A 15,233-nucleotide genomic window follows, 5' to 3' on the forward strand; every position below is an offset into this window, starting at 1 on the left:
GAACCGACCTTGAATCGACGTCAGGCGTTGTCCGAGTCCTGGTCGAGCGGGGCTTCGTGGATCCGCTGGTCTCTGGCGTGTTTGCGGCTGTGCGACGTCAGTTCTTGCAGGTGCCGGGGGCGCAGTCGCAGGTACGGCGGATGGGGGCCGGGCCGGGGTGGCCCTGGTGGATGAAGGCGGCCCAGGCCGCCGGGCGGTGCAGGGCCGGGCCGCGGTCGAGTTCTTCGAGCAGGGTGTCGCTGAGCGAGCCCGGGTTGCGGCGGTCGGGGTCCAGCATCCACATCTGGGCCACGTGCAGGGCGTCGACCGGGCTCAGCCCGTCGACGGTCAGGTAGTGGTGGAAAACGGCCATCATCAGGGCGGCGGCCGAGTCCTGGGCGGCCCAGCGGGAGCCCACCACGTCCCGCGCGCCGCTCGCCACGAAGGCGGTGGTCAGCGTGAGGGCCTCGTCGTGGTCGCGTTTGCTGAGGTCCGTCTCGCAGGCGCTGAGCACGACCAACGGGCCGTCGGGAGCGTCCTGTTCGACCGTTCGGTTGTGGTCGAGGAGGCGGGATACGGTCAGCAGGGCGGTGGATCGGGGGTCCCGGTGCCCGGCCTCCGGTGCGGCACCCAGGGTGGTGGCCGGAGCGGCCAGGTGGAGTGCTGAGGTGGTCGGGTTGGTACCGGCCGAGCCGTGGCAGGCCACGTGGAGCAGCGACGGTGCGCCGACGAGGGCGTCGAGGAGCTCGTCCGGAGTGCCGGTGGCGGCGGGCTCGGCGGACGGGTCGTAGAACTCCCCGTACACTCGCGCCCCCGGGTACAGGGCCTGCTGGAGTCCCGCCACCTCCAGCTCCGCGTACGGCAGGCTCAGGGTGGGGTCCGCGACCAGAACGGGCGCGGCGGTCGGGGCGCGCCGGGCGCGTCGGACGGTGGTCAGGAACTGCCGGCCGGAGGCCGCGTAGCTGATCACCATGATCTGGCAGGCGTAGTCGTTGGGCGCGGCGGCCGGCAGGCGGGCGGCGTGCCAGGGCACGATGCCGAGGCGGCCGCAGGGCACGAGGACGATCCTGGGCGGTCCCGGGCGGTCCCGGCGGCGGTTCTCGTTCGCGGCGAGACGGCTCGCGATGTCGGTCATCATCGGCTGGATCACCGCTGTCGTCGCCCAGTCGCAGAGGTCGGACAGCGCCTGCTCCCAGGTGCGCGCCACCTCGGGGACGTGAGGGGATTCCTGGTGCGCGGCCGCCGCGTCGAGGAACCGCTCCAGCGGCACGCTGCCCCCGTGGGAGAGGAGCGGCAGGGCCAGTACGCCGGTCCCGATGTCCGGCCCCAGGAGGACCGCCATGCCGGGCGAGGTGCCCTCGCCGGCGAGCAGGTAGACCAGCGCGTCCGCGTTGCCCTCGGCCACCCCGGCCCTGAGTTCGTCGACAGTGGGGGTGCGGAAGAGGACGCCGTCCCGCTCGCGGTGGCCCAAGGCATCCAGGGCGCGGCGGCGCAGGGAGCTGGGCAGTTCCCGGGGGATCGGTTCGGTCGATGTGCCGCCCGCGGCCCGGTCCGGGGCGGGGTGCTGCGCCGTTCGCCGCCATTCCGCGGCGAGGGCGTGGTGGCCGCGGGCCTCCAGCAGCTCGGGGACCGCCCGTGCGGTGGAGGCCGCTTGCAGGACCAGGGCTCGGCCCAGTTCCAGTGCGGCCACTGCCGCCTCGACACGGCCCTGGGAGGCGGCCCAGATCGCGGCCCGTACCCCGCGCTCGGCCCCGGACCGGGCGGCCAACAGGCCGTGGCCGGAACCGGTTTGCAGGACGACCTCCCCGGCGAGGGCCCGGAGCGCCTCCATGGATGCGTCCGTGGCGGCGTCGCCGTCCGCCGGGTCCTGGGTCAGGCTCAGGCGGAGCCGGTAGTAGTCGGCGAGTTGCCACCAGGTGGGGAAGGCCAGGTGCTGGTGCCCTCCCTGCCCGACTTCGTCGCGTACGTGCTCCAGTCCACTGATGGCGGCTTCGAGGTCCGCGGGGTCGTGGGTGGTGGAGTAGCGCAGGCCCGCCGTCAGGGCGGCCACGTACCGGGTGTCGGTCGAGGCGTCGGGGGCCGGCGGCGCGGGGTCGGGCATCGGGTGCGGAGCGCCGCCGATCACGGCCCGGGTGACCCGGATGCTGTCGACGAGTGCCTTGTATTGCTCACCGAGGAACCGGAGGTGCTCCTGTGGCATGGCCGTGAGGCCGGCCTCCTGCAGGGTCAGACCGCGCAGGATCTGCTCCTTGTCGTGGTGGCGCTCGCCGAGCGCGCGGAGGGCCGTGCCGTGCGCGAGCTTCACGTGCCAGGAGAACGGGTGCTCGGCCGGCGTGGAGCGCTCCAGCGTGCCGAGCTCGTCCACCAGCCGCCTCAACTCGTCCGCGTTCTCGGCCTCCTCCGCGGCCGGCACCCTGGAGAGCAAGTACGTCACCCGGGCCGCGAGGGCGAGGGGAGCCGAGGCATGCCCGCCGGCCTCCGCCTCCCCCTGCACGAAGCGTTCGGCGATCGAACGCATGTGCCGGTCGACCTCGTCGCCATCGGCGCGGCTGCCCCCGAAAAGTCCTCCCGTCTGGAACGCCAGGCTCATCAGGTACTGGAAGGCACGGGCGTCGCGGTGCCCCGTCGGCAGCCGGTCGAACTGTGAGCCCAGCCGCTGGAGCAACCGGTCCACCGAGGTCGGGTCCCCGCTGCGCCTGGCTTCCTGGAGGCCGAGCATGGCGGTGATCCAGGCGCTGGCGAGGGCGTCGTCGGCGACGGCGGCGTCCTCCGGCTCCGCCGCCGGTCCGGGGCCGTGGTCGGCCGCGTCACGGGCGCCGGCCCCGTCGCCAGTGGCATCGGCATCGGCCAGCCTGGCGAGGTTCAACAGGGTCCGTGCCTGGTCTGCGAACGGCAGGTCGGGCGGAAGCGTGCCGAGCAGGGCCTCTGCGCCGGCGAAATCGTTCCGGGCGACCCGCGACACGAGGTCCTGCACGTGCCCCAGGTGGTCCCGGAGCTCCGGTGGCACGTCCGACAGCTGGACCACCTCGGCGGCCAGTGCCGAGAGCCGCCCCACCTCGGCCAGGATCGCGTCGGGGTTCGCCAGGTCGAACTCGTCCAGGACGGGCAGGACGTCCGGGAGCGCCCCGGCCGGGCCGCCAGGCCGTACCGGCGCCGAGACCATCATCAGGAACATCGCCGCCCAGCGCCTGCCCTCGTCCGGCATCTCCATCCCGGCGGGTGTCGCCGGGTCCCGTGCCTCCTCCAGCAGCCGTCGGGCCCGTTCCGCGTCTTCCGGTGTGCCGTGCCCGGTGGCATGGCGGGTGGCGAGCATGCCGCCGAGCAGCAGAGTGACCCGGCCGAGCAGCGGCGGGTCGTGATCCAGGAGCAGCCGCAGCTGGGAGAGTTCGGCGACCGAGCCCTCGAACGCCTCGGCCGATACGGGCTCGTCCTCGTCCTCGCGACCGAGCAGCCGCGCTCCGCGCGAGGTCGCCTCGGTGGCCCAGGCCCGCAAGGCATGGACACCACCGCTCTCCTCTTCGTCCGCCATCTCGCCGCTCCCCGTCCGCCACGGTGATGCCCAGCCCGTCGTGCTCCGGCCCATGATGGCCGCCGGCCGATATCGGCGTACCCCGCGCAGTCGAACTTCCCTCGGCGTGACCTGAATTCGCCCGGATTCAGCCCGGCGGCCCTCCGGTGGGCGGCAACCGGACGAACAGCGGGCGAGCTCCGGGCGGGGGCTTCACCCGGCAGGGTGACCGGTGTTTCCCTGATCGGGCGGCGGACGGAGAGGGGAACCGACGCAGGGGGTACGGGGATGTGACGGGAGGAGGCGGCGTGGACATCGGTGTGGTGACCGCTGCGCTGGTGGGGGTCGTCGGCACACTGATGTCCGCCCTGCTGACCCAGCGGGCGGCCGACCGGAGCCGCCGGCGCGAGCAGCAGCGGGTCGAGGAGCTGTGGGAACGGCGTGCCGAGGAAGCCGAGTTGTGGTCCTGTTACGTGGCGCTGAACGCCTCCGGACGGCACTATCTGGCCGCACTCACCGACCAGTTGTACGCCCTTGGCGACGAGTTGGAGGCGCCGCGCGCACGGCAGCGGCTGGCGGACGCCCGCGACCAGCACCGCGAGGTGTACGCGGAGGCCCAGATGCGGCTTCCGGAGCGGGTGCTCGACCACGCGGCCGGCGTCAGCCGGGGGCTCGGAGGGGTCTACGGCATGGTCCGACGGCTGGACGGCGGCCTGCCCCGGCCGGGCGACTCCCCGGCCGCGGCCCAGGAGGCCATCGCGGCTCTGTGGTCCCGACTGCGGGACATGCGGCGGGAGATGAGGGCCGATCTGGGCGTGTACCGGGCGAACTCCGGTCACCGGCCGGGAGAAGCCGGGGAAGTGGCGGCGGCGGCCCCGCCGGATCGGCATAGTGGGAGTGATCCACCAGCTGTCGAGGGCCACGCGGGGCGGCCCGGGGAGGCGGGATGCCGGTGAGTCGGGAGGAGAGCGGAGGCGTTCAGGGCCTGCGCGCCTGGGTGTCGGACGCCGTCGGCCGGGTGCGAGGACAGCTGCCCGGCATGGGCGGTGGACCGGTGTCGCGGCAGGCATGCGAGGCATCGGTCGCCGAACTCGAACAGCTCGCCCGCCTGTTGGAGAACGAAGAGGACCTGCGCGGATCGGTACAGGTGTGGCTGGCGGGTGCGCTCACCCTGAGAGAAGCGGTCGGACAGGGCTCGGCGGCGGACCGGGAGCGGGCCGAACGGCTGCTGCGCGAGGCGCGGGACCGTACGACCACGCTGGGTGCGGTGGTGACCGAGGAGGACCAGCGGTGGGCCGCGCTGTTCCTGGTGCTCCGCCTCTCGCCGATCCAGCCGCAGCAGGGGCTGTCGGCGGCGCCGGACCTCTCCGGATATCTCGACGCGCTCCAGCGGGAGGGCCTCCCCGCGATGATGGCCAAGGCGGTCGAGCTCGGCGCGCTGCTCGACGAGGTCGTGGAACTGCCACTGCCGCCGCAACTGCTCGGTCCGCTGCGCCGGGCCCAGGGGCACTACACGTCCCCGTCCCCCCAGGGGATGTCCGAACTGCTGGCGGACATGATGCCGGCCGGTTCGCCGTTCGCGGATCAGCTGCGACGGATGATGGACCAGATGTTCGGGGCGACGGCCGCGCAGGGCCCCCACTCCGACGCGTCCACGCAGCCGGTATGGGAGCGGGACACCGACCCGGAGCCCGAGCCCGACCTGGACCCAGGGCCCGAGCCCGAGCCGGAGCCCGAGCCCGAGCCGCAGCGGCAGGAGCTCACCCTTGAAGGCGTACGGAACCTGGCCGGCGCCCTGGACGCCGTCAACGCGGCCGGTGAAGGCTTCGAAGCGGTCCTGGGCACCGGCGACCCCAAGGCGCTCAACGAGCTGCTCGGCAGGCTGCGTTCGGCGCAGGACCTGCCGCTGCCCGAAGGCTTGGACGCGGCGCCGGCCCTGGAGGCCATCAGGGCCTCCCTGCTCGCCGTCAGCCCGGCCGTGGGCGGCACCCACCAGGACGTGGCGGCGGGGCGCGCCCACATGGACGCGCTGGTCGGCCACCTGGCGAGGCTCCGCGGCGAGCTGCCCGTCGGCGTGGGCGATCCCGCCGTCCTGGGCCGGGCGATGGACATCAGCACCCGGGCGATGGCGGCCCGTGAGGCCGAGAACGCCACCGCGCTCCACGCGCTCGTGGCCGAGGCCGAGGCCCTCGGGGCGGCCGTCACCGAGGACGATCCGCTCCGGTTCGCGGTCGACGTCGCGATCGGCACGGCCCTCGCTTCGCTCGGCATCGTGACCCGGGACAAGGAGACGCTGCTGCGCGCCCTGCCGTACATCGAGCGGGGCGCGACCCGGGCCGGGGAGAGTGACCTGCCGTTCGCCGTCGAGCTCCCCCAACCGTGGGCGCAGGACATCGGCATGAGCCGAGCCGCCCTCGCCGGCGAGGCGCCGCCCCCGGGCCCCGAGCGCGTCCCCCCTCCTCCGGACGCCTCGATGGAGGACCGCTACTCCTTCGCGCTCTCCCTCGGCGTGCGCTTCGATGTGCACCGGGACCCGGCCACCCTCGATGCCATGATCGACGAACTGGAACAGCTCCGGGTGGGCGTCCGGGAGGGGAAGGCCCCACGGATCGCCGCCGATGCGCTGTGGCAGCTCACCGAGGCGTACCACCTGCGCGCGCAGCTCACGGGGAACGCGTCCGACCCGGTCGGTGAGGCCACGGTGACAGCCGCCGAGCAGGCGCTCACGGCGCTCGCCGCCGACGTGCTCCTCCAGGCGGGCGCCGAGCACGGGCTGCTCGCCGCTCGTGCCGGGGCGAGCCGGGGCATCCGGGCGGCCAGGATGGCGGGCTCGTACGGCCGGCTGCACGAGGTGCTCGCCGCCCTGGAGCTGGGCCGGGCGCTGGTCCTCCAGGCGGCCTCCACAACCTCGGCCGTGCCCGAGCTGCTGGAGGCCGCCGGGCGGGAGGACCTCGCGGAGGCATGGCGGGCGGCGTCCGGTGCGGCCGGCGGTACGGGCGGGCCGGGAGCGGTGCCGGGCCTACTGCCGAGCACCGTGCGCCGCGAGGCACTGGAGACCCTCGGCTACCGCGAGAGGGGCGGCCTGCTCGGCATTCCCACCATGGGCAAGCTCTCGGACGGGCTCGCCGAGGCGGGTGCGGACGCGATCGTCTACCTGGTGGCCGGGGACGAGCAGGGGCCGGGCCTGACGATCACCATCGGGCCGAAGCTGGGGGCCGGGGCGGGCTCCCTGCCCTTGCTCACCGATGTCGAGGGCGGCCCGCTGGCCCGGTACGTGGACGCGGCGGCGGCCCGGGACCTCTCCCTGAACGATCCCGACGCCGCCCAGGCATGGGAGGAGGCCCTGGAGGAGTTGTGCGACTGGGCCTACCAGGTGGTCGGGCGGGCCCTCGGCGAGATCGCCGAGCGGCTGAGGACGGTCGACGAGGCACGGGGGGACTGTCCTCCCCGGATCGTCCTGGTGCCCTGCGGGCGCCTGGGCATCGTCCCGTGGCACGCCGCCCGGCTCCCGGCGTCCGGGGAACACGAACGGCTCTGCCAGGCCATGGTGATCAGCTACGCGGCGTCCGGCGGGCAGTTTCTGCGTACGGTCCGGCGCGCACCACGAGAGCCGGCCGCCGCCCCCGTACTGGTGGTGGACCCGCTGATGGAGCTGGGCTACGCCGATCTGGAGGCGAACGCCCTGCGGGACGTCTTCTACCCGCACGCCCGGGTGCACGGTGCGCTCTACGGGGAGGAGCTGCCCCCTGGCACGCCCGAGTCGGTTCTGGGGTTCATGGCCGACGGAACCTCCGTGCTGCACCTGGTCTCGCACGGATCGGCGGGCCCGCAGCCCACCGAGTCCGCCGTGGAGCTGGCGGCCGACGCGGACGGCACGCGAGCCCGGTTGACCGTGGCCCGGATCCTCGACCGCGAGGGCCAACGGGAGTCGAGCGAAGGGCCGTTGGTCGTCCTGAGTGCCTGTCAGACCGACCTGGGCAAACGTGACCACGACGAGGCGTTGACCCTGACCACCGCGTTCATCGCCGCCGGCGCGCGCAACGTCGTCGGGTCACGGTGGTTGGCCCAGGACGGTGGCACGGCCCTGCTGATGGCGGTGTTCCACCACCACCTGGTGGTCGACGGGCTCAGCCCCGTGGACGCCCTGCGGGCCGCCCAGTCGTGGATGCTCGACCCGCACCGCGAGAACCCGGGTTCCCTCCGGGGCGACCTGCTCAGGGAGGCGGAACGCCCGGGCCTGGACCGGACCGCGCTCTGGGCCACCTTCATCCATCAGGGGCATCCGGGCCCGAACGCGACGGACACAGGAGAACCGACCACATGAACGAGGAGGCCCGCGGACGATCCGCGGAGCCGGTGCTCGCCCTGATCAGGGAGCACCGGGAGTCCATTCGGGCGGCACTCGACGAGGAGCAGCACTCCCTGCTGCTGTCCCGGCTGGCCGAGCTGGCCGAGGCGCCGCCGGACAATCCCATGGCGGTCCGCAGGGCGCTCCAGGGCGTCAAGCTGGCGTTGCGCCCGCTGCCGTTCGGCCACCCGGTGCGGGCCGTGGTGGACGGGGTGCGGCTGGTGGCCGCGCCGCCCGGTCCGGCGACCGTGACGGACGCGTTGGCGCTGGTCAACCTGCTGGCGGCCGCCGCCCCGGAACCGGAACCGGAACCGGCCCGTACGCCGGCCCCTGTCCCGGACCCGGACCCTGATCCTGTCCCGGGCCCTGCCTCTGCCTCTGCCTCTGCCCCTGCCCCGGCCTCCGGCCGTACGGCGGACCACGCCCGCGACCCGCTGTTACTGGAGCCCGCCCTCTCCGCGGCCGAGGTCAGGGCCCGCTGCGGTGGCGCGCCGCCGGCCGAGCTGATCAGGCTGCCCGACCCGCCACGCGGGGACCGCTACCCGGAGTTCCAGTTCCCGGCGGGCGGCGGCACCCCGCACGCGGTGGTGCTGGAGGTCAACAGACTGCTGCTGGCGGACATCGACCCGCGCGGCGCCGCCTCCTGGTGGTTCGGAGGCAACAGCTGGCTGGGCGGGCCTCCCGCGTCCCTGCTGGGGCAGCTGCCCGACCACGAACTCGTCGGTGCGGCCACCGCGCTCGTGGAGGGTGAGTGATGAGGACCGTCCTGCCAGTGATCAAGTTCTTCCCCATGATCGCGGACGTACTGCGCCCCAACCTCGAGGTGATCCCGGCGGGCACGGAGCTGTGGCGGGTACACAACTCCCGATACCGACCCGGGCAGTTCAACCCGACCCTCGCCGACATCCACTTCAACGGCGGCCGTTTCGAGGGCACCGTGCTGGACCCGTACCACAGCCTCTACCTGGCCCACAGCCGCCTGACGGCCGTCGCGGAGAGCGTCCTGCGCTCCACTCCCTACGGGCTCGGCGGCAAGCGGGTCATCCCCTATGCCGCCGTCCACGGCCGGTCGTTGAGCATGCTGCGCACCACCTGCGAACTCACCGTGGTTTCACTGGTGCACGAGAAGGACCTGGCCGCCGTCCAGCAGAACGCCGACCTCCTGGACGGCGAGCACAGCTACGCGAAGGCACGGCGTTGGGCGAGCGAGATCAGGGCCCAGGCCCCGGATGCCATGGGGTTGGTGTGGCAGTCCCGCCGGAACCGGCCCGAGAACGTGCTGGTGTTGTTCCACGACCGGTTCGACGACCGCCACGGCAGGGCCCTGGAGGTGGTCCCGGACCAGGGGATCGCCGATCTCGGCTCCCGGGAGGGCGTCAAGGAACTGAACCTGCTCCTGGACCCGTTGTGGGCGGAGGTGTCCCGGCCTCTTGACCGGTGAGTCGGGTCTGTCCGGTGAGTCCGCCGGTGGCCGCCGACGTCACCCGGGCGGTGTCCCGCGCCTTGGGCGACCCGCACTGTGGCGTAGGAGCCTCCTGTGGTGGGGCGTCCGGGTGCGGCACACTGCCGGCATGCGCATCGTGATGATGACGGCGGGGTCGCGGGGTGACGTCGCGCCGTACACGGGTCTGGGTGCCGGGCTCGTGCGGGCGGGGCACGAGGTGACGCTGGCCGCGCACGGGATGTTCGAGCCGCTGGTGGCGGGGTCGGGGGTGCGGTTCCGGCCGCTGCCGGTGGACCCTCGTGCCGAACTGCACTCCGCGCGGGGTCGCCGGCTGCACGAGGCGCGGACCGGCGCGGGGAAGCTCGTACGGCTGGCGTCCATGGCCCGGGGAGCGGTCGACGAGATGACGGCGACCCTGGTCGAGGCGGCGCGGGAGGGTGACGTCCTGCTGGTCGGCGGGTCGCTGGGGCCGCTCGGGTACGCCATCGCCGACGGCCTGTCGGTGCCCGCCCTGGGACTGCATCTCCAGCCACTGCATCCGACGGGCGCGTTTCCCGCCCCGGTCCTCGGGACGCGGTCCCTGGGCGTGGTGGGGAACCGTCTGAGCGGACGGGCCGTGATGACGTCGGTGGACCTGCTCTTCGCAGGCGCCGTGCGGTCGCTGCGGCGGTACGGGCTCGCGACGGCGGTCCGCTCCCGGGGACGGCGGACGCGGCTGGTGCTGCACGGCTACAGCGAACTCGTCGTCCCCAGGCCCCGGGACTGGCCCGATGCGCTGAAGGTGTGCGGGTACTGGTGGCCGCACGAGACCGGGCGGTTGTCCCGGGAGGTGGAGGACTTCCTCGCGGCCGGGCCCCGACCGGTCTTCGTCGGCCTGGGCAGTGCCACCGTCCCCGATCCCGAGCGAGTGAGCCGCGAGATCGTCACCGCCCTGCGCGTGGCCGAGGTCCGCGGGATCGTGCAGCGCGGCTGGGCGGGACTGGAGGCCGGGGGCGACGACATCCTGACCGTCGACGAAGTGCCGCACGCCCTGCTCTTCCCCCGGACTGCCGCCGTCGTCCACCACGCGGGAGCGGGCACGACCGGCGCCGTCCTGCGGGCCGGGGTGCCCTCCGTTCCGGTGCCGGTCCAGTTCGACGCCGCGTTCTGGTCGTCCCGGCTGACCGCGCTGGGCACCGCCCCCGGAGCGGTGCCGCTGCGCCGCCTGACCTCCGGGACCTTGGCCACGGCCCTGCGCCGGGCGACGGAGAACAGCTCCTACCGCGCCCGCGCCCGTGCGCTGGCCGACGGGCTGGCCGTGGAGGACGGCGTCGCGCCGGTGCTCGCCGCGCTCGCCGGCTTGGCCTCCTGACCGCTCGTCGGACGAGCCTGGCGGGGCCGCGACGCTTCCACTCGTCCTCAGGAACAGCGCGGCCCGGGCCGGAGGTGGGGTTCGCCCGGCAGTGCCCCCGGTGCCGTCGGCGTACCTCCGGGAGAGGGTGCGTCGGGCCCCTCCTCGTGCCGGTCCTCGCCATTGACGGGTTGTGCGCTGTCGTGCCAACCCCTGGGCGCAGGAGGTCAACTCGGGCGTTCGGGTCGCTCGTAGCTTGAAGGAGTGCCGAGCCGCGAGGCGGCGGGCACGTTGCCGATCGCTTCGAGAGGACCCCTCATGTTCGACATCAACAAGGTGCAGGCCGCCCCGAGCAAGGATCTGCTCACGCCCGACAACGCGGTCATGCTCTTCGTGGACCACCAGCCGCAGATGTTCTTCGGCACCGGCAGCGGCGACCGTGCCGCGATCATCAACAGCACCGTGGGTCTCGCCAAGGCGGCCAAGGCGTTCGACGTGCCGGCCGTCCTGACCACGGTCGCCGCCGAGTCGTTCTCCGGGCCCCTGCTGCCGCAGCTCGCCGAGGTGTTCCCCAAGAACGAGATCATCGACCGCACCACCATGAACGCCTGGGAGGACGAGGCGCTCGTCGCGGCGGTCAAGGCGACCGGGCGCAAGAAGATCATCCTGTCGGGTCTGTGGACCGAGGTCTGCCTGGTGCTGCCCGCGCTCTCCGCGCTGGAGCAGGGCTACGAGGTGTACGTCGTGACCGACGCCTCCGGCGGCGTCAGCCCGGCCGCCCACGAGCACGCGCTGCAGCGGATGATCGCCGCCGGCGCCGTCCCGGTGACCTGGGTCCAGGTCCTCCTGGAGCTCCAGCGCGACTGGGCGCGCCAGGAGACGTACGGCGCCGTCATGGAGATCGTCAAGGCCCACGCGGGCGCCTACGGCCTGGGTGTCGTGTACGCGCAGAGCGTCATCGGCGCGCACGCGGCCGGCTGACCCCTGTGGACACCGGCATTCTGATCCTGCGTCTACTGGTGGGACTGCTCGTCGCCGGCCACGGAGTGCAGAAGGTCAGCCGGCACCTGGGCGGCAAGGGACTCGAAGGCGGTACCGAGGAGTTCCGTGGCGACGGCTTCCGCGGCGGTGCCCTCACCGCCCTCGCCGCGGGCGGTGGTCAGATCGGCTCCGGCCTGCTGCTCGCCGCCGGCCTGCTGACCCCGCTCGCCGCGACCGGTGTCGTCGGCGTCATGACGGTGGCCCTCACCGTGAAATGGCGCCACGGGCTCTGGGTGCAGAACGACGGGTACGAGTACCCGCTCGTCCTCATCGGCACCGCCGCCGCCCTCGCCGCCACCGGCCCCGGCGCCTGGTCCCTCGACGCGGCCCTCGGCCTCACGCCGTACCCGCTGTGGTGGGCCGCCCTCGCGCTCGCGGCCGGTCTAGGCAGCGGACTCCTCGCCCGGCTCGTCCTGCACCGGGCCCCCGCCGCCCCGGCGATCGCCGAGCGCTGAGCGCTGAGCGCGAGCGACACAGACCGGGTCCGGCCGCCCGAAACCCCCCGACCGGGCGGCCGGGCCCACCCACCCCCTTCTCCCCGTACAGGAGCACCCGATGGACACCCTCACGACCTCCCACGGCGGCGGCCAGCCGCTGCTGCACCAGAAGGGCGCCGAGACCCAGGCGTTCGGCACGCTCAAGCAGCTGCCGATCGGCCTCGGCCACGACACCCGCATGTACGCCTGTCAGCGCCTGAACCGCGTCCTCGCCGACACCCAGATCCTCCACTCCCTCTACAAGAAGCACCACTGGCTCATGCGCGGGGCGACCTTCTACTCGCTCCACCTGATGCTGGACAAGCACGCCGACGCCCAGCTGGCCATCGTGGACGCGCTGGCCGAGCGGGTCCAGAGCCTCGGCGGCGTCGCCGTCGGGGACCCGCGCCACGTCGCGGAACTGACCGCGATCCCCCGGCCGCCGGACGGCGTCGAGCCGGTGCCCGTCATGCTGTCCCGGCTCCTGGACGCGCACGAGCGGATCCTGATCGACGCCCGCGACGCCGCCGCCCGGCTCTCCGGGGAGGGCGACGAGGGCAGCGCCGACCTGCTCGTCTCCGATGTCATCCGTACCGGCGAGGCGCAGGTCTGGTTCCTGGCCGAGCACCTCGTGGACACCCCGCTGGTGCACGGCTGATGGACACCACGCACGCGCACACGTACGACGTCGTCGTGGTCGGCGGCGGGCCGGCCGGAGAGGTCCTCGCCGACCGGGCCGTCCGCTCGGGGCTGACCGCCGTCGTCGTCGAGGCCGAGGCGGTCGGCGGCGAGTGCTCCTACCGTGCGTGTGTGCCGAGCAAGGCCCTGCTGCGTCCCGGCGCCGCCCGGGCCGCGGCCCGCTCGGTCGACGGGGCCCGGCAGGCCGTCACCGCGCCGCTCGACCCGGCGCGCGTCCTGGCCCGCCGTGACCGCTTCACCGGGCGCGGTGACGACACCGGCCAGGCCGACTGGCTCGACGGTGCGGGCATCGCGCTGGTACGGGGACACGGACGGCTCGCCGGTGAGCGCCGGGTGGAGGTGACCGGGACCGACGGCACGGTCAGCGCGCTGCGGGCCCGGCGCGCGGTCGTGGTCTGCACCGGCACGGCAGCCGCCCTTCCGCCGGTCGAGGGGATCGACCGGATCGGTGTGTGGACCAACCGGCAGGCCACCACCGCCGACGCGGTGCCCGCGCGGCTCGTCGTCATCGGCGGGGGAGTGGTGGCCTGCGAGATGGCCACCGCGTGGCGCTCGCTCGGAGCCTCCGTGACCCTGCTCGTCCGCGACCGGGCGCTCCTCACCGGCTGGGAGCCGTGCGCAGGCGAAGAGGTCGCCCGGGGGCTGGGCGATCTGGGCGTCACGATCCGCTTCGGGGTGTCGGCCGTCCGCGTCGCCCGTGACGAGGACACCCGCACCGTGACCGTGGACACCGACGACGGCACCGCCCTCGTCTGCGACGAGGTCCTCGCCGCCGTGGGCCGGCGCCCGCGCACGACCGACCTCGGCCTGGAGACCGTCGGACTGCCCGCCGGCGACTGGCTCCCGGTCGACGACACCTGTCGGGTCACCTCGGTCGAGGGCGACTGGCTCTACGCCGTCGGCGACGTCAACCGCCGGGCTCCGCTGACCCACATGGCCAAGTACCAGGCCCGCGCCTGCGCGGCGGCGATCGCCGAACGCGCCGCGGGGCGCCCGGCCACCACCGGCGGCCGGCAGCCGTGGAGCGCGGAAGCCGACCGTTACGCCGCCCCGCAGGCCGTCTTCACCCGTCCCGAGGTCGCGAGCGTCGGTCTCACCGAACACGCGGCACGCGAAGCGGGTCTCGCGGTGCGCGCGGTGGAGTACCGCATCGACGACGTCGCCGGCGCCGCGCTGCACGCGGACGACTACCGCGGTCTCGCCAAGCTGGTCGTCGACGAGGCCCGCGGCGTCGTCGTCGGCTGCACGCTCACCGGCCCCCTGGCGACCGAGCTCATCCACACCGCCACCGTCCTCATCGTGGGCGAGGTCCCCCTGGAGCGCCTCCGGCACGCCGTGCCCGCCTTCCCGACGGTGAGCGAGGTCTGGCTCCGGCTTCTGGAGGCGTACGGCCTCTGAGACGAGGGCCCGCCCGGCCGCCGTACCTGATCGGCCTGCCCCCGCATCCGCCCGCCCCACCGGCGCCCGCTCCCCCCCGCATCCGCCCGCCCCACCGGCGCCCGCTCCCGCCCGCCCGAGCGCACCCGAACGCTTCACCACCCGCCAAGGAAACCCTCATGCATCTCAAGCGGCGTACCCTCGCCCTCGTCCTGCCGGCCACGCTGGCCGCCCTCGTCGGCGCCGCACCCGTCCCTCCCGCCGCACCCGCGAGCGTCCCGGCCGCCGCCGCCGGTACCGACCGGCACGAACCCAAGCCCACGGTCGTCCTGGTCCACGGGGCGTTCGCCGACGCCTCCAGTTGGAGCGGCACGATCAGGGGGCTGCAGCACGCCGGTTACCCGGTCCTGGCGCCCGCCAACCCGCTGCGCGGTCTCGCCGCGGACACCGCCTACCTGCGCAGCGTGCTGGCCGCCGTCGACGGCCCCGTCATCCTGGTCGGGCACTCCTACGGCGGCGCCGTCATCAGTGGCGCCGCGGTGGGCGACAGCCGTGTGCGGGCCCTCGTCTACATCGCCGCGTTCACCCCGGACAAGGGCGAGAGCGCGGCCGAGCTCGCCGCCAAGTTCCCCGGCTCCACGCTCGGCGACACCGTGAACCCGCGGTCGTACCCGCTGCCGGGCGGTGGCACCGGCACCGAACTCGTCATCGACGAGGTGAAGTTCCACCGCCAGTTCGCCGCCGACGTCCCCACCGCCGACGCGGCCGTCATGGCCGTGACCCAGCGCCCGGTCGCCACCGCCGCGCTGGAGGAGAAGGCCGGCGGGGCGGCCTGGAAGACGATCCCGTCCTGGGCGCTGGTCGCCACCGCCGACAAGAACATCCCGCCGGCCGCCCAGCGTTGGATGGCCCGGCGCGCCGGATCGCAGGTCACCGAGGTGGAGGCGTCGCACGCCGTGGCCGTCTCCCGTTCGGCCGTGGTCACCCGCGTGATCCTCGCCGCCGCACGGGCGACCCGCTGAGCCCCCGGC

Annotated in this window: 11 protein-coding genes; 10 read left to right on the forward strand and 1 reads right to left on the reverse strand. The window is 74.2% G+C overall.

Features of this window, described 5'->3' with window-relative positions; translation table 11 throughout:
* Positions 1–97: 97 nt before the first annotated feature.
* The gene (locus AB0Q96_RS26770; protein WP_365329727.1) at positions 98–3,508 is read right to left on the reverse strand and encodes a CHAT domain-containing protein; all 3,411 of its coding nucleotides are present in this window, start codon (positions 3,506–3,508) and stop codon (positions 98–100) included.
* A 287-nt stretch (positions 3,509–3,795) separates the two neighbouring features.
* Here AB0Q96_RS26770 and AB0Q96_RS26775 point away from each other — a divergent pair, with 287 nt between their 5' ends.
* The 10 genes from AB0Q96_RS26775 (at position 3,796) to AB0Q96_RS26820 (ending at position 15,224) form a co-directional block, all read left to right on the forward strand.
* On the forward strand, positions 3,796–4,443 hold the full coding sequence (locus AB0Q96_RS26775; protein WP_365329729.1) for a hypothetical protein: 648 nt from the start codon (positions 3,796–3,798) through the stop codon (positions 4,441–4,443).
* Complete coding sequence (locus AB0Q96_RS26780) at positions 4,434–7,811, forward strand: CHAT domain-containing protein (protein ID WP_365329731.1); 3,378 nt, start codon at positions 4,434–4,436, stop codon at positions 7,809–7,811. The genes AB0Q96_RS26775 and AB0Q96_RS26780 overlap by 10 nt, the downstream gene beginning before the upstream one ends.
* The gene (locus AB0Q96_RS26785; RefSeq protein WP_365329733.1) at positions 7,808–8,590 is read left to right on the forward strand and encodes a hypothetical protein; all 783 of its coding nucleotides are present in this window, start codon (positions 7,808–7,810) and stop codon (positions 8,588–8,590) included. Before AB0Q96_RS26780 ends, AB0Q96_RS26785 begins: the two co-directional genes overlap by 4 nt.
* A gap of 35 nt (positions 8,591–8,625) precedes the next feature.
* Positions 8,626–9,276 (forward strand): RES family NAD+ phosphorylase, encoded by a 651-nt coding sequence (locus tag AB0Q96_RS26790; protein ID WP_365329833.1) that lies wholly within the window; start codon positions 8,626–8,628, stop codon positions 9,274–9,276.
* A 130-nt stretch (positions 9,277–9,406) separates the two neighbouring features.
* Positions 9,407–10,630, forward strand: coding sequence for a glycosyltransferase (locus AB0Q96_RS26795; RefSeq protein WP_365329735.1), 1,224 nt, complete (start codon positions 9,407–9,409; stop codon positions 10,628–10,630).
* 297 nt (positions 10,631–10,927) lie between these two features.
* Positions 10,928–11,590, forward strand: a complete 663-nt coding sequence (locus AB0Q96_RS26800) for a hydrolase (RefSeq protein ID WP_365329737.1) — start codon at positions 10,928–10,930, stop codon at positions 11,588–11,590.
* Between the two features lie 5 nt (positions 11,591–11,595).
* Complete coding sequence (locus AB0Q96_RS26805) at positions 11,596–12,105, forward strand: DoxX family membrane protein (protein WP_365329739.1); 510 nt, start codon at positions 11,596–11,598, stop codon at positions 12,103–12,105.
* Between the two features lie 100 nt (positions 12,106–12,205).
* The gene (locus AB0Q96_RS26810) at positions 12,206–12,784 is read left to right on the forward strand and encodes a DNA starvation/stationary phase protection protein (RefSeq protein ID WP_365329741.1); all 579 of its coding nucleotides are present in this window, start codon (positions 12,206–12,208) and stop codon (positions 12,782–12,784) included.
* Complete coding sequence (locus AB0Q96_RS26815) at positions 12,784–14,223, forward strand: NAD(P)/FAD-dependent oxidoreductase (protein ID WP_365329743.1); 1,440 nt, start codon at positions 12,784–12,786, stop codon at positions 14,221–14,223. The genes AB0Q96_RS26810 and AB0Q96_RS26815 overlap by 1 nt, the downstream gene beginning before the upstream one ends.
* 158 nt (positions 14,224–14,381) lie before the next feature.
* Positions 14,382–15,224 carry an alpha/beta hydrolase gene (locus AB0Q96_RS26820; RefSeq protein WP_365329745.1) on the forward strand — a complete coding sequence of 281 codons (843 nt, stop codon included), beginning with the start codon at positions 14,382–14,384 and terminating at the stop codon, positions 15,222–15,224.
* Positions 15,225–15,233: the final 9 nt, after the last annotated feature.

Origin of the sequence: Streptomyces sp. NPDC093111 (genome assembly GCF_040683955.1) — a bacterium.
Lineage (GTDB): Bacteria > Actinomycetota > Actinomycetes > Streptomycetales > Streptomycetaceae > Streptomyces.

Bases quoted from the DNA above. Each gene is read 5' to 3' on its own strand.
- AB0Q96_RS26795 (WP_365329735.1), top strand. From the start codon at position 9,407: ATGCGCATCGTGATGATGACGGCGGGGTCGCGGGGTGACGTCGCGCCG.
- AB0Q96_RS26780 (WP_365329731.1), top strand. From the start codon at position 4,434: ATGCCGGTGAGTCGGGAGGAGAGCGGAGGCGTTCAGGGCCTGCGCGCC.
- AB0Q96_RS26785 (WP_365329733.1), top strand. From the start codon at position 7,808: ATGAACGAGGAGGCCCGCGGACGATCCGCGGAGCCGGTGCTCGCCCTG.
- AB0Q96_RS26770 (WP_365329727.1), bottom strand. From the start codon at position 3,508: ATGGCGGACGAAGAGGAGAGCGGTGGTGTCCATGCCTTGCGGGCCTGG.
- AB0Q96_RS26790 (WP_365329833.1), top strand. From the start codon at position 8,626: ATGATCGCGGACGTACTGCGCCCCAACCTCGAGGTGATCCCGGCGGGC.
- AB0Q96_RS26815 (WP_365329743.1), top strand. From the start codon at position 12,784: ATGGACACCACGCACGCGCACACGTACGACGTCGTCGTGGTCGGCGGC.
- AB0Q96_RS26820 (WP_365329745.1), top strand. From the start codon at position 14,382: ATGCATCTCAAGCGGCGTACCCTCGCCCTCGTCCTGCCGGCCACGCTG.
- AB0Q96_RS26800 (WP_365329737.1), top strand. From the start codon at position 10,928: ATGTTCGACATCAACAAGGTGCAGGCCGCCCCGAGCAAGGATCTGCTC.
- AB0Q96_RS26810 (WP_365329741.1), top strand. From the start codon at position 12,206: ATGGACACCCTCACGACCTCCCACGGCGGCGGCCAGCCGCTGCTGCAC.